Source organism: Nonomuraea sp. NPDC049750, assembly GCF_040659625.1.
Lineage (GTDB): Bacteria > Actinomycetota > Actinomycetes > Streptosporangiales > Streptosporangiaceae > Nonomuraea.
In genome coordinates, this window is the sequence record NZ_JBFANB010000007.1 from 340,414 (window position 1) to 364,214 (window position 23,801).

Consider the following 23,801-nt stretch of genomic DNA (forward strand, 5'->3'; position numbering starts at 1 on the left):
GAACGCCCCGATCAGCGAATGAGTGAGGTGAGCAGGGCGCTCGCGTCCCGCCGGGACATCGCGCGCCCGTGGGCCGCGTGACGTTCGTACTCCTGCGGCGGAAGTGCCCCGCGTACGGCGGCGGCCTCGCGCGGCCCGTCCAACGGGTCCATCAGCTCCGGGGAGACGCCGGCTCGCTTGCCAATGGCCTCCACGGCCCCCATGAGCACGGCCGCGTGCTCGGCCTGCCCGGTCAGCGCGAGGGCGCGGGCCGCGCTGTGCACCGTCACCAGCCAGAAGGAGATGTCTCCGTAACGGTCCATCGTGGCCAGGATGTCCGCCGCGATGGCCAGTGCCCGAGCGCCGTCCCCGCGGTCCGAGGCCGTCTTCATCTCGCACCAGGCCGCCCCGTCCGCCGCCCAGTCGTGGCCACTGGCGCGAGCGGCGCCGATGGCCTTCTGGAAGACGCTGTCGGCGCCCGGCAGATCCCCCAGCAGCCGCAGGACCATGCCCTGGATCATGAGCGTTTCCGCTTCCAGCCAGTCCAGGCCGCTGCGCCGGGCCACCTCGACGGCCTCGCGGGCGAGAGCCTCGGCGTCGAGCGCCGCCCCGGTCAGCAGCCCCAGGTAGGCGGCGTACGCGGTCGCGAGCGCCTCCGTCACCGGGTCGCCCGCCTGACGGGCCTCCCCCATCGCCGAACGGGCCGCCTGGTACGCCTGTGGCGGCTGTCCGGCCAGGTAGTGCAGTCCCACGACCGCGAACCGGGCACGCGCCCGCACATCCGCGCCGGCTCGCGGGGCCGCCGCGAACGCCTCGGACAGCCAGGCCAGGCCCTCCGCGACATGACCCATGCGGAACCAGAACCAGAACAGCGCGCCGCCCAGCCGTAGCGCGTACTCGCCGTCACCTGCCGCCAGCGACGAGGCGAACGCGGCCCGGAACTCAGCCTGATCGCGGGTCAGCCCGTTCAGCAACGCCGCTCCCTGCGGGCCGCGGAGATGACGTTCGGCGTTCTCGGCCCGGGCCAGAACCCAGGCGCGGTGGCGTTCCCGTGCCCGGGCCAGCTCATCGGCGGAGAGCGAGGCCAGGGCGTACTGGCGCAAGGTCTCCAGCATCCGGTAGCGGCGTGGCGCCGTGCCGGTTTCCGCGGTGACCAGCGATTTGCGGACCAACCCCAGCAGCGGCGCCAGGACGGGATCGACCCCTCCCACAGCGGCGGCCGCCTCCAGGTCGAAGCCGGCTTCGAACACGCCGAGCCGGTGGAAGAGCCGGCGTTCGGCCGGCTGCAGCAGTTGATCGCTCCAGGCGACCGTGTCCAGTAGCGTGCGATGACGATCCGGCCGTCCGGCTGATCCGTCCACCAGCAAGGTGAAGCGGTCCGCTACGGCATCGGCTATCTGGGCCACGGACAGCGCCCGGCTCTGCGCGGCGGCGAGTTCGATGGCCAGCGGGATGCCGTCGAGCCGTACGCACAGGGCGGCGATCCTTTCCCTGTCGCCCGGCTCGGCCGCCCAGCCGGGCGAGACGGCCGCCGCACGGCGCAGGAACAGGTCCGCGGCCTCCGTGGCGGCATCCAGCGGCGGTACTTCGTAGACCGTCTCACCCGAGATGCCCAGGGGTTCGCGGCTGGTGCACAGCATCCGTACGGTGCCGCAGCGGGTCAGCAGGGTGTGGACCAGCATGGCGGCGGGGACCAGCAGATGCTCGCAGTTGTCCAGGACGATCAGCATGTCACGGTCGGCGATCATCCCGGCCAGCTGATCGGGGGACGCCGCGGTGGGCAGCCCAAGGGCGGCGGCCATGGTCCCGGTGAGCAGTTCGGGTGCGTGCAGACCGGCCAGTTCCACGAGCCAGGGCCCGTCGGCGTCGGTACGGGCGCGTGCGACCTCCAAGGCCAGGCGGGTCTTGCCGACCCCGCCCGGGCCGGTGAGCGTGACCAGCCGGTGCCCGTCCAGCAGGGACGCGATGGCCGTGAGGTCGCCGCCGCGGCCGACGAAGCTGGACAGTGCGAACGGCAGATTGCCCGAAGGCTGCGCCGAAGCCGCGGCCGGAGGGTATGACATGCGGGTGGGCTCAGCCGGCACCGGGGCCAGCCGCGGGTCCTGGGCGAGTACGGCCGCCTCCAGGTCGCGCAGGCCGCGTCCCGGGTCGATGCCCAGTTCGTCGGCCAGCCTTCCGCGTACCGCTCGAAGGGTGGCGAGCGCGTCGGCCTGCCGTCCTGACCGGTATAAGGCGAGGACGAGCAGCTCCCAGCCGCGCTCCCGCAGCGGTTGCTCGGCGATCACCGCCTCCAGCTCGCCCACGGCGGCGGCGTGCTCCCCCGACGCGATGACGGCCGCGAGCCAGTCCTCGCGGATGGTGGCCCGCAGATCCTCCAGCCGGGTCGCGTCGGGCACCGCGAAGGCGGCTCCGCCGAAGTCGGCATAGGCCGGACCTCGCCACAGCGCGAGCGCCTGTCCGAGCAGGTCGGCGGCGAGTCTCGGCTCGCCACCGTCCAGCGCGCGCCGGCCACGAGCGGCCAGATCGGTGAAGCGCTCGGCGTCAACCGCGGCGGGTACTGCCCGAAGGGCGTATCCGGGCCCCTCACGCACCAGCAACCGGGCCGGGGCGCCGGGCGCTCTTTCCGGCTCCAGGGTCCTGCGCAGATCGGCGACGTATCCATGGAGTGTCGTCAGGGAGGGAGGTCGCGAACCCTCCCACACTTCGGACAGGATCCGCTCCGCCGAGACGCTCCTGCCCCGCGCGATCAGCAGCAGCGCCAGCACGGCCCGCTGGCGAGGTCCGCCAAGCCCTGCCGGGCGACCGCCGACCTCGGCCCGGAGCGGCCCGAGAACACCGAATCTCACGTCCTCGGCCACCACGCTCACCAGCAGACCTCCCGCCGCACCAAACGCGCTGTGAGAATATCTTCCGCATCCTGAAGCGCCGCAAAACTCGCGTGTCGGGCGGCTCCTGCGCTGCCTCGAACCACGTGACCGGAGGAGTTGATGCTGGGATGACGGCAGAGCGACCGATGCCCACACAGGACGACGTGCTCGGGTACTTCAACACGCTGTCGAACTGGGGACGGTGGGGCGACGACGACGAGCTCGGCACCCTGAACCACATCACCGACGACGTCCGGCTGGCGGCGGCTCGGGCCGTGCGCCACGGCAGGAGTGTGTCGTGCGCGTGGGAGGTCGCCGTACCGGAAGACATGGAGCGGTCGACGACGGCGTGCCCGTGCGCCGCCGACATGCCGGGTGCCGAGAACATGCCGGTGCCCGCATTCCACAACGACCGGCGCTGGGGCTTCTCGAACGAGCGGCTCGGCATCATGTTCCACGGCAACACCGTCACCCACATCGACTCGCCGTGTCACATCTTCTGGGACGGCACGATGTACAACGGGCGGTCGCACTCGCTGGTCGACGCCGCGACGGGATCGGCGTGGGCGGCCGTCACCGCGGCGGCGAACGGGATCATCACGCGTGGCGTCCTGCTGGACATCGCGAGGGTCCGCGATGTGCCGTGGCTGGAACCGGGTCAGGGTGTGTATCCCGACGACCTCGAGGAGGCCGAGCGTCGCCAGGGTGTGCGGGTGCGATCGGGCGATGCGGTACTCCTGCGGACCGGCTACGGCCGCGTCCGGCACGAGGCCGGTGCGGCCGGCGGTTTCACGCAGGCCGGCTGGCACGCGTCCTGCCTGCCGTGGCTGCATGAACGGGGAGTGGCGCTGATCGGCGCTGACACCCCCCAGGACGTTCAGCCGTCGGGGTACGAAGACGTGTTGATGCCGGTTCACGCCGTGAGCCTCGTCGCGATGGGTCTGTGGCTGCTCGACAACTGCGACCTGGAGGCGTGCGCGACGACGGCCGCCGAGCTCGGCCAGTGGGACTTCCACCTCGCGGTCGCGCCGGTCCGCTTCGCCGGTACGTCCGGCAGCCCAGTCAACCCGATCGCGACATTCTGACCCCGGTTCACGAGGGGGGCGATGCCACTGTCTGGCCGCCCCCTCCCCCGCTCAGCCGCGCTGACGCTCCTCCCGCTGTCGGAGCAGTTCCTCGACCGCGCTCGGCAGGGTCGTCTCGAAGTCGATCAGCTTCGCCCACGTCGGGGTCACGACGATCCGGACCATGCCGTCGTGGTAGAGCGAACGCACCTCCGCCTCCCACACAACCCGTTGCTCGGGCGTCATCTCATAGGTGCTGGTCTCCTGGAGATACTCGTCCGGGATGCCATCGACGAAGTCCAGCTCGGCCCGGCCCCGGATGAGCAAGATCTTGGGCGGGTGCACCTCGGTGTCGATCGTCAGGGCGACCATCGGGTTGTTGCGTAGGGCCAGGAGCTTCGGCGCGTTCTTCGCCGTGCACATGACGATCTCCGAGCCGTTCCAGGCGAACGCGATCGGGACATTACGGGGCGTGCCATCGTTGGCGACGTAGGCCAAGCGGGTCAGGTCGCGGGCCAGCAGTTCCTGGCTGATCGGTCGGTTCAGAACCTCGGTGACTTCGTTCGATCGCACGGTCATCTCTTTCATTGTCGTTTTCTTGGTCCGTCCAACGGATCGTTCTGGTTGGTCGCAGGTCGGCCGCGACGGGCTGTCAGCTGAGCTGCTCGCCCAGCGCGACGATGATCCCCTCGGGGCCGCGGACGTAGCAGAGCCGGTAGCTGTCCTCGTACTGGGCCAGCTCACCGATGAGTTCGGCGCCGTGAGTGCGCAGGCGGGCAACGACGTCCTCGATGTCGTCGACGGCGAACATGACACGATGCATGCCCAGCGTGTTGTGCGGCGGGTTGTGCGGTGTGGCGCCGATCGCCGCGGGGGTGAGGTATTTCGCCAGTTCCAGCCGGCCGTAGCCGTCTGGGGTCCGCATCATCGCGATGTCGCAGCGGACGCCGTCGAGTCCGACGGTGCGGTCCGCCCAGAGGCCCTCGATCTGCCCTTTGCCCTCCAACTCCATGCCGAGTTCTACGAAGAACGCAATGGCCGCCTCAAGGTTGTCGACGACAATGCCGACGTTGTCCATCCGCTGGAGCGTCATGGTGGTTCTCCTTCTTCGTTGCGCGGCCCGTTGTGGCCACTGGTGTACCTGGGACGGAGCCAGCACCACGTTCTCGACGCTGCGAAGCGTGCTGAGTTCTGGCTCCTGCTTCTGGACCCGGACGGCACCGATTTCACCTGTTACGCGGCGTGATCTAAGGAAGGCCTGCGCGATTCAACCGGCGTGGAGCCGTCAGCCGGGCTGGTCCGACGGAGCGACTGAACCGGATCCGACAGCCGCAGACCTGGGCTGAGGGCCGCGGTGACGGCGAGCGCCGCCACGGCCATCAGGCCCATCGCCGCGCCCGCGGGTACGTACTGCGCGATCAGGCCGGCCAGCGTGGCGCCGATCGCCTGCATCGCCTTCATTCCGCTGACGTGCAGGCCCAGTGCCTGGCCGCGGACGTCCTCGCCGGTCAGCGCGATCAGGCGCTCCTGCAGCAGCAGCGTGGAGGCGAAGCCGACCGAGGCCACCGCCGCGGCGCCGGCCAAGACCGGCGTGCCGAGCGGCAGCGCGAACAGCAGGTACGGAGCCGCGAGCAGGAACCGCAACGGGGTGACGAACCGCCCTCGCGCCCCCGGCGGCACGAACCGCCCGGCCGCCAGATCGCCGAACAGCATCCCCAGCGCCGCTGCCACGAACAATACGGCAGCCGCCCCCGGCGCGTACGGTACGAACAGCGCCTCGCAGCCCACCACCAGCCCGTTGGGCACCCACATCGACAGATAGACGGCCCGGCGGGCACGCGTGGACAGCAGGTGACGATTGACCCGCCAGGTGGCCGCGACGGACGGACGCCCGACCGACCGCGCCGGCCGGGCGCCGAGCCCGCACCGCAGCACCAGCGCGGCGACGAAAGCCAGCGCCGCACCGATGGCCAGCGTCATGCGCGGCGACACCACTGCCAGCAGGACGCCACCGACCGCGAACCCGGCGATCTGCATCGCGCCGACCGAGATGTTGAGCACCGAGCGGCCGAGCACGTACCCGTCCGGCGGCACGATGTCGCTGAGCAGCCCGTACCGGACGCCACTGCCGATCGAGTTGACCAGGCCCAGCGCGAGGATGACCGCGAACATCGCCCACAACGGCATGCCCGGCGCGGCCAGCGCCGCGCTGGCCGCGCCGCCGGCGAGCGCGGTCAGTGTCAGCGCCGTACGCGGCCGCACCCGGTCGGCCACCGACAGCAGCAGGGTGGCGCCGGCCAACTCGGCGAACGACGGCCCGAACATGCCCAGCGCCGCCAGCAGCGCCGAGTCCGTACGGGCGTACACCAGCGTGGCGAGCGCCAGCCCGTTCAGCGTGGTCGAGGCCACCTGCGCGCACGAGGCCGCGAACAGCGGCGTGAACTCGGGCGTGCGGAACAGTTCCCGGTACGTGTACATATCGGCGACCCTCCAGGTGATCTCACCGCCGAGTCTGCCCATGAGGTGCCACATGCGTCTAATGCCACTATTGGCGAAAATCCATAGATACCCTTGATGAATGCTCGATATCGTCCGGCTGCGCGTCCTGGCCGCGGTCGCCGCCCACGGCTCGGTCACCGAAGCCGCCAAGGCCCTGCACTACTCGCAGCCTTCGATCAGCCACCACCTGGCGCGACTGGAGACGGCGACCGGCGCCAGGCTCATCCAGCGCGTGGGGCGCGGCATCCGGCTCACCCCCGAAGGAGAACTGCTCGCCCGCCGGGCCACGGAGATCGTCGGCCGGGTCGACGCCGCCGACGCCGAACTGGCCGCCCAGCTCGGGCTGCGCACCGGCCGGGTCCGAATCGTCGCCTTCAGCTCCGCCCTGAGCGTCCTGGTCCCCCCGGCGGCCGTGGCTCTGCGCGAGTCGTACCCGAACATCGAACTGCACCTCGGCGACGCCCATCCCACGGCCGCCCGCCGGATGCTGCGCGAGGGATCGGCTGACCTGGCCATCATGTTCTCGTACGAGGACACGATGCCGGACGACGGCATCCGCTACTCCTACCTGCTCGACGACCCGGTGTACCTGCTCAGCCGCGAGCCCGGGCAGACCCTCACCGACCACCGGGACTCGGCCTGGATCGCCGGGTGCCCGAACTGCCGCGGCGACCTCGTCCGGATCTGCGAGGACGCCGGGTTCACCCCCCGCATCGCCTACAGCAGCGACGACATCCTCGTCCAGCAGGCCTTCGTCGCCGCCGGGCTGGGCGTCACCACCATGCCGGGACTGGCTCTGCGCACCCACCACGCGGACGGAGTCAAGGCCACCGAGCTGGCCGCCGCGCGGCGCCGGATCCACCTGGCGGCGTTCGGCGAGCCACCCGACCCGCCCGCCACCACCGCCTTCATCACCGCCCTGCGCACCACTCTCGACGAGCGCCCCTTGAAGAAGGCTGTGAGCGACATCACGCGTTGACCGTGACATAAGGGTGTCGCGGCGTGGCGGCATGGTTGGCCGCATGAACGTACCCACAATTCATCTGCTCGGCCTGGATCTCGACGAGTTGGCTGAGACCCGTGCCGTCAATGACCGCATGGAGAAGCTGCTCGACGGCCAGGTGCCGCTGCATGTCCAGGACGACCCCGTGGCGGCTCGTGAGTTTCAGCGCGCGGGCGGAGGCGGGTTCCCCACCCTCGCGACGGTTCCCGAGGCGAGTTGGCGGACCGTGACCACCTCCGACGGCGGCCGGCTCCGGCTCCGGGCCTTCCTCCCTCCGGACGGGCGCACACCGGAGGGCGTGTTCCTGCACTTCCACGGCGGCGGCGGGGTGATCGGCTCGGCGGACGGGCAGGATCCGCGCCTTCGCGATGTGGCCGCCAACTGCGGTGTGGCGGTGCTCAGCGTCGAGTACCGGCTGGCCCCGGAGCATCCTTACCCGGCGGGCAACGACGACGCCGAGCAGGCGGCGCTCTGGCTGGTGGCGAACTCCGCCGCCGAGTTCGGCACGCGGCGGTTGCTCATCGGCGGCGAGTCGGGCGGCGCGCGGCTGGCCGTCACCACGCTTCTGCGGCTGCGTGACCGGTACGGCGTGGCACCCGCCGAGGCGTTCCTGGCCGCGCAGCTCTCCTTCGGCGGCTACGACGTGGGTCACGGCACACCCAGCGGCCGCGCGTCGGGCGATCGAAACCGGCTGATCAACAGGCCGATCCTGGAATGGTTCCGGAGCAAGCAGTTTCCGGGACTGTCGCCCGACAAACGACTCGACCCTGACATCTCACCCCTCTATGGCGACTTGCGTGGTCTGCCGCTCGCGCGGTTCACGGTGGGAACAGCCGATCCCCTGCTCGACGACACACTGTTCATGGCGGCCCGCTGGGCGGCGGCGGGCAACGCGGCCGAACTGGTGGTGGCGGAGGAGGGCTGGCACGGGTTCACCTTGCATCCCACGACGCTGGCCCAGCGGGAGTTGGCGGCCCAGGAGGAGTTCCTACGCAGATGTCTGGCCTAACCTGGTACGCGTCCGTGCCTGTGACCCGATGACGCGATGAACCGTACCGAACGCCTCTATGCCCTGGTAGACGAGCTGCGCGCGACCGCGCCCCGGCCGCGCACCGTGGGCTGGCTGGCGGACCGGTTCGGGGTGTCGCGGCGTACCATCCAGCGCGATCTACAGGCGCTGATGGAGGCCAGGGTGCCAGTACGTGCGGAGGCCGGGCCGCGCGGGGGCTGGTTCATCGACCGCGACACCGCTCTGCCGCCGATCAACCTCACCGCCGCGGAGGCGCTGGCGGTGGCCGCGGCGCTGGCCGGGGCCGAGCAGACGACGCCGTTCTCGGCCGCGGGGCCGGCCGCCATGCGCAAGCTAGCGGCCGCACTGAGCGAGTCCGCCGTGGAGGAAGTGCGCGCCCTGACCGAACGCATCCATGTGCTGCCCGCCCGCACCGCCTCAGGCGTACTTCCGGTGGTTGAGCAGGCGGTGGCCCGTCGGCGAGTGGTCTGGATCCGATACGCCGACTCGGCGGGGCGGGAAAGCGAGCGCGAGGTGGAGCCGGGCGGCCTGCTCACCGCCTCGGGCTCGTGGTATCTGATCGGCTGGTGCCGCAGCCGCCGAGCTGGACGAGGCTTCCGCCTGGATCGCATCCTTGCCGCCGAACTGCGGGACGAGCCCTGCCCAGCCCGTACGGTGCCATCCTTGGACCACACGCTGGCCGAACGCGTCCGGCGGGCCGAAACGCTACGGACCCTCAGCCGGAGTACGACGCCCTCGTGATCCAGGCCCTCGCCCGCCCGAAGACGACGGTGATGTTTCCGTAGCGGAGACTATTCGCAGCGTATGCGCGCGTTTATCGTTCGGAGCCTGGCGAAAGCGAACCAACAAACTGGGGGCTCCATGTCAGCGCGTTTACGACTGGCCGTGGTGACCATTCTCGCCGTCACATGGATCGGCGGAGGAGGCGCGAACGGAGCCGAGGCGGGGGTGAAAGCCGACGGCCTCCAGGAGGACATCGGGACGGCCGTCTACGCGGTCAATCGATTCTGGTCGGATCACTGGTCCGACTATTTCCCCGGCAGATATTCGCCGCCCCGCGTCCTGGGCTCCTACGACGGGCGCAGCCCGAACCGGCCCGCGTGCTCGGGATACAAGATGCTGCCCTACAACGCCTCCTACTGCACGACCCAGCATTTCATCGCCTGGGACATCAACCTGATGAGGATGAGCTACACCTACGGCGACGGGCTCGTCTACCAGGTCATCTCCCACGAATGGAGCCACTCCATCCAAAATCGTATGCCGCCCGGATATCTGGTGCCGCAGGTCGAACTGCAGGCGGACTGCATGGGAGGGGCGGCACTCGCGGGGGCGTCGAGGGACGGCACACTCACGTGGGAGCGGGGCGACAGCCGAGAGATCGCGGCGACGCTGCGGGGGCTGTCGGGTGACACGCCGTGGACGAACCCCCGCGATCACGGCAGCGCCACCGAACGGATCAACGCGTTCAACACCGGCGTCCGGTACGGCGTCAGGGCGTGCCTGGCCTAGCTTGTCCGCGGAACGACGCTTGTCCGCAGATCGACCTGGTGTTCGCCCCCGACGAGTACGCAGTAGTGCAGCACTCTGGTGACTACTTTGGTGACCATGTCCGCGCGACCCCTGTCCAGCCAGACGTATCCGGCCTGGGCCATCGCCCGCAGGGCGGGGTCGTCGGACGAGGCGACATGGTTGATGAGCCCGGCCGCCAGCACGTAGTAGCGCTGGTCGGTGTTGAGCGCGTCGCGCACTCCCGGGCTGGCGAACACGCCCAATGCGTGGCGACAGGCGTCGAGCTGCGGAACCGAGCCCGGCTTGATCGGCTGGTCGGCCGCCTCCATGACCGCCCGCTGCCAGGTCATGCGCGCCGCGGGGATGGCCCCGACGGTCAGCCGCCAGTTCAGCAGGGCGCCGTAGACGCCGGCCGCCAGGGCGAGCGTCATCACGATCGTCGCGCTCGCCACGACCGGGCGGTTGACGCTGCGACGCGGTTCTGAGACAGGCGGTCGCCTCCGGGCTCTGAGGAGGCTGCCGCACCCGGCGAGCAGAAGACCGGGGTAGATCGCGTACGTGTACGTGAGGGTGGCGTAGTTGCCGATCGTCACCTGGAGCGGTGCGCCCTGCGCGAAGCAGGCGCCCGCCCGCTCCCACCCGCATTCGGCTACGGCGACATGGCCGAGGATCACCAGGGCCATCGGAACGGCCGCCGTCAGAAGCATGATCCCCGCATGAGCCACGGCCCACGCTCCCGAGCCGCGACCGCCGACCAGGATCCCGGCCGCCAGCGCGGCCAGCGCCAGCAGGCCCACGGCCACGCCCATGGTCACGTAGACGGCCTCGAGGAACTGCCCCGTACCCCTCTGCCGGCTGGCCACGGTGAGCATGGGTTGCAGCGCGAAACCGCCTACCGCCATGAGGCAGCAGGCCACGGCGAACGGCAGGAATGCCCGTACGAGGTGGGCGGACAGGCGCTGGAGCGGGACGGGCGCGGCGTCGTCTAGATGAAGCCGCAGGCCGCTCCCCGGTGCCGGCCGCGCTCGCGTCCCGGCCGCCACTAGGTAGGCGCAGGCCAGCGCGATGGTGAGCACCAGTGGGGTATATCTGACCATCGTCACCAGCGTCACCACCAGCAGGTCCCACGTGACACCGGCCTGGACGACAGCGGCGATGCCATAGAACCAGAAACCCAGCCACGGACCGATCACCACCGCCGACACCACCACGGCCGCCAGGGTGATCGTCCGAGGGTGGGTGGAGCCGGCCAGCCAGGCCGAGGAGCAGGCCTTGGCCCAGGAGAGGAACGCCCTGATGATCAGCAGAAGCACGAGACAGTAGGTGAGTCCGATCAGCGGGTTCGCGAAGGCGAGGGTCCAGATCCACACCTCCGCGCGGATCATGGCCGCGTACTGGCCGGCGATGACGCCCACCGTGAAGCTGGCCGAGGCCCACCACAGACTCATCCGCGAACCATGTCCCGCGAGCCGCCCGGTGCTCGCCCTCCAGACGGCCACGACGAGGACGCCCGAGATGAGCAGCCCGAACATGAGCCCGGGCATGAAGTAGCGGGCCTCGATCACCCCCTCGGTGTCGAGCTGGGAATAGGAGTGGTAGACGGGTGCGAAACCCAGGCCCGCCAGCGAGCCCGCGCTGAACATCTCCCACTGGTCCAGGCGCAGGAGCCGGCCCGGCTCGTTCAGTACGTCCAGGCGATAGCGCCGGGCGGGATGGCTGGTGAAGAAGCGCAGCGGCCCCGGGTAGCGCCGGTTCGACGAGGCGGTCTCGATCGCCGCGGCCATCGTCTCCTGTCGTTCGGCGGTGTCGCCCGCCCTGACGTCCGCGTGATGCTCGCGGGCGCGAAGTACCGCGGTCCTGGCCAGCCACAGCACCAGGGTCATCACCGCCAGCCTGGCGCACTGCGTAAGCAGACCGCCGGGAACCCAGATCGCCGTGGCGACCAACGCGGGCACGCAGGCCGTCAGCAGGAACGACCACCAGATCGCCACCGTGAAGTGCGCGATACCGACGTCGCGGTTGCGAATGTGCGCCAGTTCGTGCCGCAGGACCGCCTCGGTAACAGCGGGCGTCGTCGCGTGCGCGAGGACCAGCCCCATGCTCAGCACCACCATGTGGCGTCGCGGCAGGCCGAGCGCGCGTCCGGTGACTTCTCCCCTTCCCGGATCCACCAGCAACCGGACGTTCTTGCCGGGAGCCTCCTCCTCGGCGATGGCGGTGAACGTACGTACCAGGTTCGCGTGGGCTTCGCCGTCACTCACCTCCGCGAGGGCCATGAGTCCGCGGCGGAAGGCCCACAGCGGGTGAAGCGCGTAGAGCAGCAGGGCGAACAGCGCGGGCACGACGAGCGACCCGATCGGCAGGAGTGCCTCGCCCGCCGTCACTGCCGCGGCGCACTCGCCGTACCTGTCCACAAGGAGGGTCGGTTCGACCGAGCCCACGCCGGAGCGCAGCGAGGACAGGCACTCCGCGTGCCGGACGTGCTCGGGCAGATAGGCGACGCGTAGCCGGAGCTCGAACAGGAACAGGGCGAGATAGAGGGAGCAGGCGATCGTCGCGGTGATCAGGATGAGGAACCGGGACGTAGTCGACGACGGCAGCGTGAACGGATTCAGCCTGCGGCCTGACACCATCTCCCCCGCCGTGGTCACCTCTCGCCCGACAAGTGGCCGAAGGTCGCCTGTCGCAGGCGGAGGGCGGTGGCCTTGTCCACGCCCAGCGCGAGCGCGATCTCCTCGACCGCTTGCGCGGTCTCCTTCACCTGAGCGGGGTCGAGAACGGGAACAACGGTCTCAGAGCCGGCGATCGGCGCCGGGCGCGAAGGGAAGAGCTTGTTCCGCACGCTCTTGGAGACCTGTTTCGAGGTACGTTCGACGGCCTGCGTGAGCGTGTTGGTCGCCGCGCCGGTCAGGACGGTCAGGACGATGGGCGTCAGGAGCGTCACCGCGTCCGCGAGCGAGAACCCGAGAAGGTCGTCACCGCCGCCGCGGAAGGCTCGCCGGGGGTTTCTCCGGGTGGCCTGGGCGATCGCCGGAAAGTATTCCGCCTCTTTGGGGGCGGCCTCGGCGACAATGGCGCGAGCGATGTCGTCGAAGCGACGAACGGCCCCGTTCTCCGATTCCAACGCCATATCCGTCCTTACCGAATGAATGGCCAGAGTCACCGCATGTTAACTACCGTTCCGGCAGGAACACCAGAAAGAAAAGTTCCGGCCGGCGTGGTACGTGTTGCGCGTCAAGTCCAAAAGTAATTCCGATTCGGGCGGAAATGATGCGCTATGTCCGGCTGGGCAGCCAAGGAGGGCCGCCCGCAAGACCTTTATGTGCTCGGGCAGTCGAACGCGCCCTTGGGCCCCCAGGTGGTCCTGAGGTCGTTGGTGTCGCGCTGCCCGCACTCCATCACGATGGATGGTCCCGTAGGCGTCGCGCGGAGCATCAGGAACCGCTTCTGGAGAGGCGCGGGAACCGCGGTCGCCCATGGATCCTTGACGAAACGGATGATCCCTGTCGCGCCCCGAAGCCCGGACTCTCCTCCGATGCGGTAGCGGAAATGGCTGGCCACTGATCCCCTCCCGCAGCCGGCCGGCCCGTTCTCCCGGCACACGGTGTTGATTCCCGACACCATGGTGACGAGACCGTCATAGGCGATCGGTCCTCGCCAGTTGTCGTACCAGGGATCATTGGTGGTCTTGTACAGGTCCAGGTAACGGTGGGTGTAGTCATCGCCGGCGCTGTTGGGCGGGCTGCTCGGCAGCGCGTGCGCGGAGTAGAAGAGCGTCACGCCGGCGAAGTCGGTGGGAAATCGCTCTTTGAGGACGGACGTGGTCGAGATGTCGCCACCGCTGACCACCGTGAACGACGCGGGGCAGGCGGCGCTGTCCTTGGCCGCGACGAGAAAGTCCCGCAGGCGCTCCCCCCTGCCGGACCAGAAGACCACGGTGCGATCGTCGGCACTTTGAGCCAGTTGCGCGCACGCCTTTTCGAGCAACTCCGAGTCGCTGGTCACGAACGTGCCCATGGGATGGACGGACGTCGCCGATCCCGGCGGCGGGAACCAGATGACGTGAGCCTTGTCCATGGGGAACTCGGTCACGAGGTCCTCTCCGAGCCGGAGGCTGTAGTTGTCAGTGGGGTCGCCGATGACCAGTGCTTTGTCAGCGGGGACACAGCGGCCGGATTCACCCGCCCGGATGATGTTGGCCTGTCGAGCGAACGCCGCGAACATGCGCGCCTGGTACGGGTTGTCGAAGGAGATCTGATGGTAGAGCGGATGGGCCTGCATATCTTCGGAGGTAGCGCCCATACCGAGGATGGGCAGCCCGCCGTCGCCAAGGGTCTTCAGGGCCTCGAGTGTCTGCTGTCTGCTCTCGCCAAGCCCGATGACACCAAGGACGGTCTCGGTTGACTGCCGCACCACCTGCTGAGCGATCTGAGGCGCTTGGGCGTAGTCCTTGCCGGCCTCCCGGATGTCGACGATGACGAAGACGTTGCCCGAGAGCTGATCCTTCGTTCGCGGATTGCCCTCGGCGAGTTCGTTCATCTTCCGTTGCGCCAGTCGGATGCCGTGCAGTTCTGGGATCACGCCGTTGTAGGCGACTCCGGCGTCGAAGGCGCCCGCGACACCGGAGCCCAGGTAGACGATTCTCTTGATCGTGTATCTCATGTCGGGGTTCTTACTGGCCAGGCCCCTGACTCGGGTGTTCTCGGCGTCGATCGCCTGCTTGTCGGCGTTGTAGAGACGGGTCGCCTCCTGAGAGGAGAGCAGGCCGACCGGCGTGGCCGCCGTCGCCGCATGACCAGCGGTCTCGCCGAGACAGGTCTCATCCCTGGACCAGGGCCAGAATTGGAAAAGCCGCGCGGCGCCGAAATAGCCGCCAACGGTGGGGATCACGATCTGCAGGACAGCGACGGCGACAACCAGGGCGGAGCTTCTCAGCCGCACCGGAATCTTGTACGCGCCGGCGAGCTTCTCCGCGGTGGCACCCGCCGCTATGTCCCTCGTCGTCACCTGAAGCTCGGTGTCTCCGTGCAGGATGAGACGGAGCGTGGCCTCGGCGAGATTCGGCGCACCCGCGGCCTGACCGGATCGAGCGAAAATCACGGTGATGTGTCGCGCCTTGGTGTCCTCTATCGCCTGCCGAACGAGATCAGCCAGCTCGTCGCCGTTCTTGATGAACACCATGAATCCGCTCTGCCGGCGTCGCCGCCAAGGAGACAGACGCGGGGTGAACGCCGCGTCCAGATCGCACAGGAGCGCGCGGAGGAGCACGCCTTCCTTCTTCTGCTCGTCGCTGCCGCGCATGATGGTCGCGGCCTGCTCGAAAAAATCCTCGTGGCTCGCCCCGGCGAATTTCGCGAACCAGTTGCGGCGCATGCGACGTCGCCATGCCCCGCCGAACCGCAGCTGTTCGAACCAGCCCGCGAACACGATGACGAAGCCGACCAATCGGATCCACCAAAGAACCGGATCAGGCGCGCCCGGAAGTTGGATGAACCGGCACAGGAAAGGGTGCAGCTTTCTGAAGGCGCAATCCTGCGGATCCATTCCGGCGCAGGCATCCGACTCAAGCGCCCTGAAGACGTTGTATTGGGGGAAGCGAAGCGTGCCCCACCCTCTCGGAGCTGTCAGCCCTGTCGCGATCTGCCGCGCCACACGAGCCCGCTCATCCACCACCGCGTGCGGCACCAGTGGTGTCTTGCCGAGCCGCAGCCGGTTTGTCAGGGCGTCGATGAGTACCGTGGGCGCCAAAGTGGCCGGACCGCCCGCGGCTCCCTCATGAATTCCTATGAGCAGGCGGCCCCGCCACTTCCTGCGGCGAAGCACCTTTGCGAAGACGGCTTTGGCGAAGTCGTCGAAGATCTGCTCCCGGCTGGTCATGTAGAGAAGTATTTTCCGGCAAGCGCCTGTGGCGGGTAAGAGAGGTCAAGCTGCAACACAGATGTAACGGGCACGGCCATTTCAAGATCGGCCCCTACCGTTAGAACAAGAGAGCGGCCAATAGCGATAAAGGCGGCCCTCAACTCGAATAGCCGCTATTACCCGAAATGTAGCTAAAGGTCACATGCCCGGCTTCGGCTGCGGACGGCCATCATCTGGGCCCGCCAGGCGCGGTGGAACAGGCCACCCTGGCCCCGACCCGGTCACGCAGGGGTGAAAATTTCACTGACCGGCCGAGTCAGCGCGGGTATCCGACCACATGAGGCGTTTGCCGACCGCTGAGGGCGCCTTTTTCCGAGGACCGATGTTGACAGTTCACGATCACCTTCCAGAAACTCGTTGGGAGCGCTCCCAATGTCCTTCCAGCGGATCATGCCATGGCACGGCATCGCGGCCGCCCTCCGCCGGGCCGGCTGCCGACATGCCATGAACCCGCTTGTCGATCTCTTTCTGAAAGGGATGCGCCATGGAGCTTCTGGCCAAGAATCAGGGACTGGTCCTGGCCCTGTACCGGTTCGTGGTGGGTCTGCTGTTCGCCTGCCACGGCGCCGCGACCCTCTTCAACGTGCTGGGCGGGCCGCACGGCCAGGCACCCGGCTTCGGGCAGTGGCCCGGGTGGTGGGCCGCGGTCATTGAACTGGCCGGCGGGATCTTCGTCCTGCTCGGGCTGGGCACCCGCACCGCCGCCATCGTCTGCTCCGGCACCATGGCGTACGCCTACTTCGTGGTCCACCAACCCCAGGCGTTGTTCCCGATCCAGAACGGCGGCGAACCGGCCGTCCTCTTCTGCTGGTCGTTCCTGATCATCGCCGTCTTCGGGCCAGGACGCTGGGCACTGGCCACGCTGCTGCCCTCGCGAACTCTGGAGTACGACAGCGGCAGATGACGGCCTGCCGATCCCTGAGCAGCCCCGGGTTGGTTGGAGGCTCCCAAAACGAAGGCTGGGAGCCATGCCCGCACTGGGGAAGTACCCCCCGAGAACTGCGTGATCGCGCCATCAAGATGGCCTGCGTGAGGAGACCGGAGGTAAGGCCGGCGTCTGCCGGCTCAGGGCCGTGCATGCCCAACTGAGCGCGGCGGAGGCCGCCATCGTTGGGGGGATGCGGTCTGCGGGCGTGTAGCTGAGCCACTGGTCAATGAGCCGGCTCAGGCACTCGGGTACGAGCGGGTTGTAGCGGTCAACGGGTTCGGGCCGGGTTCCGGCCCGCATCAGGTGGTGCACCTGCAGCGGATCGGTGCCGGCGTCGGTTTCGCGTCGCAGCGGGGCCAGGCCGGTCAGCAGCCAGTAGGCCAGGGCACCGACGCCGTACAGATCGGACAGACTGCTGGGGGCGGCGTCGGTGACGCCGAGTTGCTCGGGGCTGGCGAACCATTTGGTGCCGCCGGGCAGGACCGTCGACACGCTTTTGCCGGCCTGGTGCAGTTGTGACATTCCCCAGTCGATGATCTTGATGGTGGCGGGGCCGTCCAGGACGATGTTCTGCGGCTTGATGTCGAGGTGGATGATGTCGCTCAGGGCGGCGGCCTGCAACCCGGCCAGCACCTGGCCCAGGATCCGCAGGCTCCACCTCAGGGAGACGTCGGCGCCTGGCCTGCCGTGGAGGTGGAGGTTGAGGCTGCCTGGCTGGTAGAGGGGCGAGATGAGGTAGACCGCCTGGGATCTGGGATCCTGGCCGGCGTCGATGATCTGCCCGATGTGCCGGTGGTGCAGGCGCATGCTCCGTGCCTCCCGTAGGAAGGTGCGAAACCGCTGGGGGTCGTTGTGGGCCTGGTGGAACACCTTGGCCACGACGGTGGTGGCGGGGTCGGCGAGCTCGTAGGCCTGGTACAGGCTGGCCATGGCGCTGGCGTCGGCGTTCAAGGGCGCGTAGATCCGCCAGCGGTCGTTGAGCACCATGATCGGCGCGGGGCCGGCAGCGAGTGCGGGCGCCGGCTGCGTGACCTGGCCTGCCTGGGCCCGGCGCGGGGGCGGATGCCGGCATCGCACTCGTTCTAGCTTGGCCGCGGCGATGATCTGCTCGGCGTCGGTGCGGGCCTGGGCGAGGATCGCGGCGGCTTGGATCCGGGCTTCGCCCAGCACCTGATGGCGTAGCCGAACCAGCTCGGCCGTCGCCTCAACGGGAAGGCAAGGGCGCGGCCCGGCGGTCATCCTGGTGGCAGCGGCGGCGAGAACAGACATGTGCCGACGACGTCTCAGCGCGCTGCCGCGGAGCCGAACCCGGCCCTGCCTCGGCCCGGGGTGCCGTACATCGGGAAGCTGTGGTCCGGGCCGGTGAGGCGCAGCACTCTGGCCAGGTGCGAGCGGGGGGCGGCCAGGCCGAGGACGATGTCCAACTCGTCGCACAGGCGGACGACAGTGGCGGTGGCGGGGACGAGCCACAGACCTGTCCCGATGCGGGGATGGAGGGCCGTCATGAGGTGCTCCGATCCTGTAGGCGAAGACCGGCCGTCTGGTGCCAGCCGGTGAGCTGGAACAGGCGTCGCAGCTGCGGGGAGGGCGAGCGCAACGTCAGAGCATGGCCGTCGCGCATACCGGCGGCGGCGGCGACCAGGGCGCGCAGTCCGCCGACGTCGCAGAACACCAGGCCGCTCAGGTCGACGCAGAAGCCGCCGCCGCCCGCCAGCGCGGCCAGTGCCCCGGTCAGGGCCGGTAGGGTGGCGTGGTCGAGATCACCTTCGATCCGCAGGCCCACGGGATCGACCAGCGGCGTGATGCGCAAGAGCCGATCGGCGAGCGTGTCAGGGGTGCGTGCGCCGAGTGTGTCCGCGGTATTCATGCTGGCTCCTACGGGCGGGGAGTGCGGGATAAGGTGGCCGCGGGTGTGAGGCGGTCATGAACACGTTGCGGAGGGGCGGCGTGAGCGGAGCCGTCTGGTGCGATGGTCTGATCATCTGGCGGGCTCGACCAGGTGGAAAGCGGCAATCGGCACAAGGCTTATCATCAGCCGTGATCATTGGGGCGGATCGCGGTCGGAGCTCAAGGACGGCATGGTGAATGGCGTTGACTGCTCAACCTCCGCTGCCGCCGGATCAGAACGACGGCGTGGATCAGGCGCTGACCGACGTCTTGATGGCGATCGGTACCGCTTCGCGCGCCCTCGCCTTTCAGCACGCGATGCGCATGGCCTGTCGTGGTGACCGGCAGCGGCTGGCCGCCTGTCTGGAGACGATGACGCCTGGTCGGCTCGCCGAGGTGGCCGCCGCCTCCCGATTGCTGAGCGCCGCGGCCGAGCAGACGCTCGCCAGGAGGAACCCGTAGCGCTCGGGCAGTGTCCCGCCAAGACGTGTGATCAGGAGGCGTGGTCGCCGGGGCGGGGAAAGTGTCCGCCGGTCAGCGGTTCTGACGGCGTCGCCGGCTGGCCAGACGCCGGAGTTGGGTGATGCGAGCGGTGCCGAGCACAAGAGTGAGCAGGACCCCGCTGAGCATGGCGATCAGCATCGCGACCGCGAGCGGCAGCGTGCCGTGCAGGCCGAGGAAGGACACCTGCGTGGCGGTGGTGTTCTGCAGCATGAACACGATGAAGGCGACGGACACGAGCGTGGCGACCCACACACCCGCCCAGGCCACGCTGGTACGGGTGACGGGCACCGGCCTGGAGTTCTCGGCGCTTGAGCCCGGGCCCGCGGGGCGCTCGGCCGGCGCCGATAAGCTTTCGCCTTGAGGCACATCGGCTTCAGCCGTCTCAGCAGATGGCCCGGATCTGGTGCGGAAGCGGTGCAGGATGTCCATGACAACCCTTTCGGTGAGCCGGCCTGGCAGGCACCTCTAATGCGGCGGGATGTCGTCGTTTCCGGATACCTCGAATCTACGTCACTCACCCGGCACGCCAAGCGGGCGCTCACCAGAGCGGCCGGCCAGGCGGTCAACGCCGCCAGGTCCCGTTCCGGGCCTTCGGTCATGCGGGATGCGAATCCCGGGTACCCGGGACGCCGGCAGCTCCTTTGCCGCCCGCTCGATATTTGAAGGCCGGCATAAAAAATGCCCGCGCCATGACGCGAGAATATTCTCGCACGCCACAGCACAGGCTTAGCTTTCCGCGATGTTCAGTTGATGATCAGCTCTTGTCGCGAATCACATCGTAGTTGGAGAACTCGATCGGGCCCTCGCACAGTTTGGCCATGTGCGCGTTGAACCGGTCGGTTTCCGGCAGCTTGCTGTTGCTCTGGGCCTCCTCGTAGGAGGAGAACTCCACGATGGCCACGTAGTGATCGGGTCGATCGCGGCGCTTCGCCACGACCTCGCGCTTTACATAGTGCTTGCCCTTGGCCTGCGTCCGCCACTCGTTCATGAGCGACTCGACTTCGCCGGCACGCTTGGTATCGAATTCCAGAATCTGTACGAAGCTCATAAGAGCCTCCCTTTTCTTTGGCTTGCATTCCTCATTCAATACCCATCCGCAATAAATAGCAAGGGAAATTTCGCACAACTGAGCGAATTCCACTCTCGGCATAAGATGGCAGGAGGTTTCGCACCGCTGAATTCTCCGGCCGATTTCGCTGTCCGGCGGGCCTCGAAGTCGCGATCCGGCAGGTCAAGCCGATCCGGTGGCCTCTTGAAAGATCTCTCCGCCCCTGGCAGGGCAGACATGGCGCGGCCGACGTGCTCGCAGGTGGCTATCGCCGCAGCTGATGAGGCGAGCTGGGATTGCGTGTTTCCGCCGGACGGCTGAGCACTTTGACTGGTGAGTGACCAGCTGGCGCACCTTGCGTCGCTGTCACCGTGAGGGGGTCGCGATGACCCTGGACGCACAGGGCATGGACGCGACCGACCGTGCAGGCCTGAACGGTCAGGCGCCCCGCTGCGATCACATCGACCAGCTTCCCACCGTGCGGTATGGACCGCCCGAATGCAAGGAATGCCTGGCCCTCGGCCAGACCTGGACACGCCTGCTGGCGTGCCTGACCTGCGGTTGGGTGGCCTGTTCCGACGATTCGCAGGGCGGTCACGCCAAGGCCCACTACCAGGAGACCGACCATCCGGTGGCCGCCACTCTGGGGCCCAGGTCGACCTGGCGCTGGTGCTACGTGCACCGGCGGACGGTATAGATGAGGAGAAGGCTACTTCATGACTGTTTCCGAACGACCGGTTTCCGAACGACCGGTTTCTGAACGAGCGGTTTCTGAACGAGCGGTTTCCGAACGACCGGTGAAACGTCGGCAGGACTACGACGGCACCTCGCCGTTCCCCGGGGCCGGAGAGCACGTGCCGGCCGGGCGGGCGCAGACGGCACTGACCGCGTCGATCGTGATCGCGCCGTTCGCCGCGCTCGGCGCGGTGATCTACCTGGCGTGGGGGCAGGGGGTCGCGCTCACCGACATGCTTCTGGCCGCGGGCTTCTACGTGGTGACCGGGCTCGGGGTGACGGTCGGTTTCCACCGGCTGCTCACCCACGGCTCGTTCACCGCCCGGCCATGGCTGCGCGTGACGCTGGCGGTCGCGGGGTCGATGGGCTTCCAGGGCAACGTGATCGACTGGGTGGCGGTGCACCGCCGCCATCACGCCTTCACCGACCGACCGGGCGATCCCCATTCGCCCTACCGGTACGGGACCGGCCTGCGTGGGCAGCTTCGGGGGCTTGCCCACGCCCATCTGGGCTGGCTGTTCGCCGACGATCAGACTCCGGCCGAGCGTTACGCCCCGGACCTGCTGGCCGATCCTGCCATGACCCGGGTGGCCCGCGCCTTCCCCGCGCTGTGCGTGGTGTCGCTGGCACTGCCGTTCCTGGCCGGGTGGGCGATCACCGGCACCCTGTACGGCGGCCTGACCGCCTTCCTGTGGGCCGGGCTGATCCGCATCGCGTTGCTGCAGCACGTCACCTGGAGCGTCAACTCGCTGTGCCACCTCATCGGCAGCCGGCCGTTCAAGACCCGCAACCACGACCGGGCGACGAACCTGTGGCCGCTGGCCCTGCTGTCGTTCGGCGAGAGCTGGCACAACGGCCATCACAGCGAGCCGACCTGCGCCCGTCACGGTCTCGACCGGGGCCAGATCGACCTGTCCAGCGGGGTGATCCGCCTGTTCGAGCGGCTGGGCTGGGCAAGTGACGTGCACTGGCCCGACCCCGAACGCCTCCGGCACCGCCGTACCGGCCCGCTCTCACCGGCCGGAGACTGACCGATTCCCCGTCAATTCCGCTGCCGCCGAATCCCGGATACGCCCAGCGCTCATCGGTTCCGGTGATAACCGGCGCCGCCATTGCTCGTTTCCTCCCATCAGGCCGGGACGGACACTGGGCTTCCAAGCCGCCTGACCGCGGCACAGCAGTGAAGGAAGATCACGATGAGTCTGCGTTGGGAAATCAGCAACAAGGTCCAGGTCCTCAAGGGCAGGGTCAGGCAACTCTTCGGCCGCCTCACCGGCGACCGGCGCCAGCAGAGCGCGGGCAAGAGCGATCAGGTCGCAGGCAATCTGAAGCAGGCCGGCGGAAAGATCTGGGACGCCTTCAAACGCTGACCCTCCGCTTCGACAACCGCTCGGCGGCTACGGAGTCGAAGTCGGACGCCGGCGAGCTCCGCGATGACCCCGTCCACCCCCGTGCAAGCACGAAGATGGAGGTAGAACCGATGCGCGTAGCATCAGGAGCGCTGATCCTTTGGCTGATCGTCGGTGCCGTCGCCGCAGGCCAGCGCAACTACTACACGGGGCCGGTGGAGAACTGCAATCAGGTGGCCACTATCGCGGTGACGATCCTGGCCGGCCCCCTCAACTACTTCGGCATGAAGCCGCAGATCGCCTGCCAGACACCTCAGCCCAGCAAGTAGGGCCCGGCTCGCCTCCAGAAGTTCACCCGCCCACGAGGAACCTAGAGTGGGAGACGACAGTCCGCATCGGCGCCGCCTGGGCAGAGAGGGTGGCGAGCATGGAATTACGGCAGCTACGCTATTTCGTGACGCTGGCCGAGGAGCTGCATTTCGGCCGCGCGGCCGCCCGCGAGCACATCGTGCAGTCGGCACTGAGTCAGCAGATCCAGCGGCTCGAACGCGAGCTGGACGTGCGACTGCTGGACCGCAGCACCCACCACGTCGACCTGACCCCGGCCGGCGCGGCCTTCCTCGTCGAAGCGCGCCAGATCCTCGATCACGTCAGCCGAGCCGCGCAGGTCGCGCGCACCGCCGCCGCCTCGGCGCCCACGCTGCGCGTCGGCATCATCGACGCCGGCTACGACACCATGCCGCAGATCCTGCGCGAGCTCCAGCGCAACCATCCCGGCATCACGATCCACCAGGTCGAGGCGGGCACCCCAGAGCAGTACCGGCAACTGGCCGACGGCCGCCTGGACATCGCCATCGGACACGCCTCCCAGACCCCGGCCGAGGTGACCTCCAAGCTCATCAGGCTCGATCCGCTCGGCGTGCTGGTACCCGACGACCACCGCTTCGCCGACCTCGACGGCGTGCCCGTCGCCGCCCTCGCCGACGAGCTGCTACTGCTCGGCGAGGAATCGCAGACGCCGGAGCTCAATCAGTTCGTCCTCGCGCTGTGCCGCTCGGCCGGGTTGACGCCCACCCTCTACGAGGGCACCGTCGAAAGCTCCCGGGCCGCCGCCGACCTCGTACTCCAGCATCGCTGCGTGCACTGTGTCCCTTCCTCGTTCCGCTCCTCCAACCGGCCCGGCACCACCTGGCGGCCTTTGGCCGACCCCGCGACGCACTACCCCTGGTCGCTGCTGTGGCACGACGCCAACCCTTCCCCGCACATCGCCATCGTCATCGAGATCGCCCGGCGGCTGGCCGAACGGCTCGACTGGCTGGAGCCCGTCGCCCCGGCCGCCGAGCCGGCATCCGGCGAAGGTGCTCCGGCAGCCACCGGCCGCCGCAGCGGTGATCCGTTGTGACGCGCCGGGCTCAACCCTGGTCGCGCCGCACCCTGGTGATCGGTCCTGGAGATTAATCCTTCACATATCGCCGGT

The 23,801-nt window shown here is 68.7% G+C and carries 24 protein-coding genes; 12 read left to right on the forward strand and 12 right to left on the reverse strand.

Annotated elements, in window-relative coordinates:
- Nucleotides 1–11: 11 nt before the first annotated feature.
- On the reverse strand, nucleotides 12–2,846 hold the full coding sequence (locus tag AB0J16_RS21915; protein ID WP_358542155.1) for a BTAD domain-containing putative transcriptional regulator: 2,835 nt from the start codon (nucleotides 2,844–2,846) through the stop codon (nucleotides 12–14).
- A 128-nt stretch (nucleotides 2,847–2,974) separates the two neighbouring features.
- On the opposite strand from AB0J16_RS21915, the gene AB0J16_RS21920 reads away from it, so the two are divergent.
- A complete protein-coding gene (locus AB0J16_RS21920; RefSeq protein ID WP_358542158.1) occupies nucleotides 2,975–3,931 on the forward strand; it encodes a cyclase family protein in 957 nt (318 codons plus the stop codon).
- Nucleotides 3,932–3,982: 51 nt separating this feature from the next.
- Here the strand turns inward: AB0J16_RS21920 and AB0J16_RS21925 are convergent, their stop codons facing one another.
- From AB0J16_RS21925 to AB0J16_RS21935, 3 genes are all read right to left on the reverse strand, one after another.
- On the reverse strand, nucleotides 3,983–4,489 hold the full coding sequence (locus tag AB0J16_RS21925) for a pyridoxamine 5'-phosphate oxidase family protein (protein ID WP_358542160.1): 507 nt from the start codon (nucleotides 4,487–4,489) through the stop codon (nucleotides 3,983–3,985).
- A gap of 73 nt (nucleotides 4,490–4,562) precedes the next feature.
- Entirely contained in the window at nucleotides 4,563–4,988 is a 426-nt protein-coding gene (locus AB0J16_RS21930; protein ID WP_358542279.1) for a VOC family protein, read from the reverse strand.
- Nucleotides 4,989–5,143: 155 nt separating this feature from the next.
- The gene (locus tag AB0J16_RS21935; protein WP_358542162.1) at nucleotides 5,144–6,442 is read right to left on the reverse strand and encodes an MFS transporter; all 1,299 of its coding nucleotides are present in this window, start codon (nucleotides 6,440–6,442) and stop codon (nucleotides 5,144–5,146) included.
- A 46-nt stretch (nucleotides 6,443–6,488) separates the two neighbouring features.
- Between AB0J16_RS21935 and AB0J16_RS21940 the strand changes: the two genes are divergently transcribed.
- From AB0J16_RS21940 to AB0J16_RS21955, 4 genes are all read left to right on the forward strand, one after another.
- Entirely contained in the window at nucleotides 6,489–7,388 is a 900-nt protein-coding gene (locus AB0J16_RS21940; RefSeq protein WP_358542164.1) for a LysR family transcriptional regulator, read from the forward strand.
- Nucleotides 7,389–7,431: 43 nt separating this feature from the next.
- A complete protein-coding gene (locus tag AB0J16_RS21945; protein WP_358542166.1) occupies nucleotides 7,432–8,421 on the forward strand; it encodes an alpha/beta hydrolase fold domain-containing protein in 990 nt (329 codons plus the stop codon).
- 36 nt (nucleotides 8,422–8,457) lie between these two features.
- On the forward strand, nucleotides 8,458–9,183 hold the full coding sequence (locus AB0J16_RS21950) for a WYL domain-containing protein (protein WP_358542168.1): 726 nt from the start codon (nucleotides 8,458–8,460) through the stop codon (nucleotides 9,181–9,183).
- A gap of 120 nt (nucleotides 9,184–9,303) precedes the next feature.
- Nucleotides 9,304–9,954, forward strand: coding sequence for a hypothetical protein (locus AB0J16_RS21955; RefSeq protein WP_358542170.1), 651 nt, complete (start codon nucleotides 9,304–9,306; stop codon nucleotides 9,952–9,954).
- On the opposite strand, the gene AB0J16_RS21960 is transcribed toward AB0J16_RS21955, so the two are convergent.
- From AB0J16_RS21960 to AB0J16_RS21970, 3 genes are all read right to left on the reverse strand, one after another.
- Nucleotides 9,951–12,605, reverse strand: a complete 2,655-nt coding sequence (locus AB0J16_RS21960; protein WP_358542173.1) for a M48 family metalloprotease — start codon at nucleotides 12,603–12,605, stop codon at nucleotides 9,951–9,953. The genes AB0J16_RS21955 and AB0J16_RS21960 overlap by 4 nt on opposite strands.
- Nucleotides 12,602–13,084, reverse strand: a complete 483-nt coding sequence (locus tag AB0J16_RS21965; RefSeq protein WP_358542175.1) for a hypothetical protein — start codon at nucleotides 13,082–13,084, stop codon at nucleotides 12,602–12,604. Before AB0J16_RS21965 ends, AB0J16_RS21960 begins: the two co-directional genes overlap by 4 nt.
- 188 nt (nucleotides 13,085–13,272) lie before the next feature.
- A complete protein-coding gene (locus AB0J16_RS21970) occupies nucleotides 13,273–15,831 on the reverse strand; it encodes a hypothetical protein (protein ID WP_358542177.1) in 2,559 nt (852 codons plus the stop codon).
- Between the two features lie 526 nt (nucleotides 15,832–16,357).
- On the opposite strand from AB0J16_RS21970, the gene AB0J16_RS21975 reads away from it, so the two are divergent.
- Nucleotides 16,358–16,777, forward strand: coding sequence for a DoxX family protein (locus AB0J16_RS21975; RefSeq protein WP_358542179.1), 420 nt, complete (start codon nucleotides 16,358–16,360; stop codon nucleotides 16,775–16,777).
- Nucleotides 16,778–16,888: 111 nt separating this feature from the next.
- Here AB0J16_RS21975 and AB0J16_RS21980 read toward each other — a convergent pair whose 3' ends face one another.
- The 3 genes from AB0J16_RS21980 to AB0J16_RS21990 are packed head-to-tail and all read right to left on the reverse strand — an operon-like array spanning nucleotide 16,889 to nucleotide 18,668.
- Nucleotides 16,889–18,070 (reverse strand): serine/threonine-protein kinase, encoded by a 1,182-nt coding sequence (locus tag AB0J16_RS21980; protein ID WP_358542182.1) that lies wholly within the window; start codon nucleotides 18,068–18,070, stop codon nucleotides 16,889–16,891.
- Between the two features lie 14 nt (nucleotides 18,071–18,084).
- Entirely contained in the window at nucleotides 18,085–18,306 is a 222-nt protein-coding gene (locus AB0J16_RS21985) for a hypothetical protein (RefSeq protein ID WP_358542184.1), read from the reverse strand.
- Entirely contained in the window at nucleotides 18,303–18,668 is a 366-nt protein-coding gene (locus AB0J16_RS21990; RefSeq protein WP_358542187.1) for an STAS domain-containing protein, read from the reverse strand. The genes AB0J16_RS21985 and AB0J16_RS21990 overlap by 4 nt, the downstream gene beginning before the upstream one ends.
- A gap of 224 nt (nucleotides 18,669–18,892) precedes the next feature.
- Here AB0J16_RS21990 and AB0J16_RS21995 point away from each other — a divergent pair, with 224 nt between their 5' ends.
- Nucleotides 18,893–19,150 (forward strand): hypothetical protein, encoded by a 258-nt coding sequence (locus AB0J16_RS21995; protein ID WP_358542190.1) that lies wholly within the window; start codon nucleotides 18,893–18,895, stop codon nucleotides 19,148–19,150.
- 72 nt (nucleotides 19,151–19,222) lie between these two features.
- On the opposite strand, the gene AB0J16_RS22000 is transcribed toward AB0J16_RS21995, so the two are convergent.
- Nucleotides 19,223–19,480, reverse strand: coding sequence for a lipopolysaccharide assembly protein LapA domain-containing protein (locus AB0J16_RS22000; RefSeq protein ID WP_358542193.1), 258 nt, complete (start codon nucleotides 19,478–19,480; stop codon nucleotides 19,223–19,225).
- 466 nt (nucleotides 19,481–19,946) lie between these two features.
- On the reverse strand, nucleotides 19,947–20,240 hold the full coding sequence (locus AB0J16_RS22005) for a hypothetical protein (protein ID WP_358542196.1): 294 nt from the start codon (nucleotides 20,238–20,240) through the stop codon (nucleotides 19,947–19,949).
- Nucleotides 20,241–20,625: 385 nt separating this feature from the next.
- Here AB0J16_RS22005 and AB0J16_RS22010 point away from each other — a divergent pair, with 385 nt between their 5' ends.
- The 5 genes from AB0J16_RS22010 (at nucleotide 20,626) to AB0J16_RS22030 (ending at nucleotide 23,726) form a co-directional block, all read left to right on the forward strand.
- Nucleotides 20,626–20,937 (forward strand): UBP-type zinc finger domain-containing protein, encoded by a 312-nt coding sequence (locus AB0J16_RS22010; protein WP_358542199.1) that lies wholly within the window; start codon nucleotides 20,626–20,628, stop codon nucleotides 20,935–20,937.
- 100 nt (nucleotides 20,938–21,037) lie between these two features.
- Nucleotides 21,038–22,006: an acyl-CoA desaturase gene (locus tag AB0J16_RS22015; protein WP_358542202.1), complete on the forward strand. Its 969-nt coding sequence runs from the start codon at nucleotides 21,038–21,040 to the stop codon at nucleotides 22,004–22,006.
- Nucleotides 22,007–22,171: 165 nt separating this feature from the next.
- A complete protein-coding gene (locus AB0J16_RS22020; RefSeq protein WP_358542205.1) occupies nucleotides 22,172–22,345 on the forward strand; it encodes a CsbD family protein in 174 nt (57 codons plus the stop codon).
- Between the two features lie 110 nt (nucleotides 22,346–22,455).
- The gene (locus AB0J16_RS22025) at nucleotides 22,456–22,653 is read left to right on the forward strand and encodes a hypothetical protein (protein ID WP_357943573.1); all 198 of its coding nucleotides are present in this window, start codon (nucleotides 22,456–22,458) and stop codon (nucleotides 22,651–22,653) included.
- A 98-nt stretch (nucleotides 22,654–22,751) separates the two neighbouring features.
- Nucleotides 22,752–23,726, forward strand: a complete 975-nt coding sequence (locus AB0J16_RS22030) for a LysR substrate-binding domain-containing protein (RefSeq protein WP_358542208.1) — start codon at nucleotides 22,752–22,754, stop codon at nucleotides 23,724–23,726.
- Nucleotides 23,727–23,801 lie beyond the last annotated feature (75 nt).

Bases quoted from the DNA above. Each gene is read 5' to 3' on its own strand.
- AB0J16_RS21920 (WP_358542158.1), top strand. From the start codon at position 2,975: ATGACGGCAGAGCGACCGATGCCCACACAGGACGACGTGCTCGGGTAC.
- AB0J16_RS21925 (WP_358542160.1), bottom strand. From the start codon at position 4,489: ATGACCGTGCGATCGAACGAAGTCACCGAGGTTCTGAACCGACCGATC.
- AB0J16_RS21930 (WP_358542279.1), bottom strand. From the start codon at position 4,988: ATGGACAACGTCGGCATTGTCGTCGACAACCTTGAGGCGGCCATTGCG.
- AB0J16_RS21935 (WP_358542162.1), bottom strand. From the start codon at position 6,442: ATGTGGCACCTCATGGGCAGACTCGGCGGTGAGATCACCTGGAGGGTC.
- AB0J16_RS21940 (WP_358542164.1), top strand. From the start codon at position 6,489: ATGCTCGATATCGTCCGGCTGCGCGTCCTGGCCGCGGTCGCCGCCCAC.
- AB0J16_RS21945 (WP_358542166.1), top strand. From the start codon at position 7,432: ATGAACGTACCCACAATTCATCTGCTCGGCCTGGATCTCGACGAGTTG.
- AB0J16_RS21950 (WP_358542168.1), top strand. From the start codon at position 8,458: ATGAACCGTACCGAACGCCTCTATGCCCTGGTAGACGAGCTGCGCGCG.
- AB0J16_RS21955 (WP_358542170.1), top strand. From the start codon at position 9,304: ATGTCAGCGCGTTTACGACTGGCCGTGGTGACCATTCTCGCCGTCACA.
- AB0J16_RS21965 (WP_358542175.1), bottom strand. From the start codon at position 13,084: ATGGCGTTGGAATCGGAGAACGGGGCCGTTCGTCGCTTCGACGACATC.
- AB0J16_RS21970 (WP_358542177.1), bottom strand. From the start codon at position 15,831: ATGACCAGCCGGGAGCAGATCTTCGACGACTTCGCCAAAGCCGTCTTC.
- AB0J16_RS21975 (WP_358542179.1), top strand. From the start codon at position 16,358: ATGGAGCTTCTGGCCAAGAATCAGGGACTGGTCCTGGCCCTGTACCGG.
- AB0J16_RS21980 (WP_358542182.1), bottom strand. From the start codon at position 18,070: ATGTCTGTTCTCGCCGCCGCTGCCACCAGGATGACCGCCGGGCCGCGC.
- AB0J16_RS21985 (WP_358542184.1), bottom strand. From the start codon at position 18,306: ATGACGGCCCTCCATCCCCGCATCGGGACAGGTCTGTGGCTCGTCCCC.
- AB0J16_RS21990 (WP_358542187.1), bottom strand. From the start codon at position 18,668: ATGAATACCGCGGACACACTCGGCGCACGCACCCCTGACACGCTCGCC.
- AB0J16_RS22005 (WP_358542196.1), bottom strand. From the start codon at position 20,240: ATGAGCTTCGTACAGATTCTGGAATTCGATACCAAGCGTGCCGGCGAA.
- AB0J16_RS22010 (WP_358542199.1), top strand. From the start codon at position 20,626: ATGACCCTGGACGCACAGGGCATGGACGCGACCGACCGTGCAGGCCTG.
- AB0J16_RS22020 (WP_358542205.1), top strand. From the start codon at position 22,172: ATGAGTCTGCGTTGGGAAATCAGCAACAAGGTCCAGGTCCTCAAGGGC.
- AB0J16_RS22025 (WP_357943573.1), top strand. From the start codon at position 22,456: ATGCGCGTAGCATCAGGAGCGCTGATCCTTTGGCTGATCGTCGGTGCC.
- AB0J16_RS22030 (WP_358542208.1), top strand. From the start codon at position 22,752: ATGGAATTACGGCAGCTACGCTATTTCGTGACGCTGGCCGAGGAGCTG.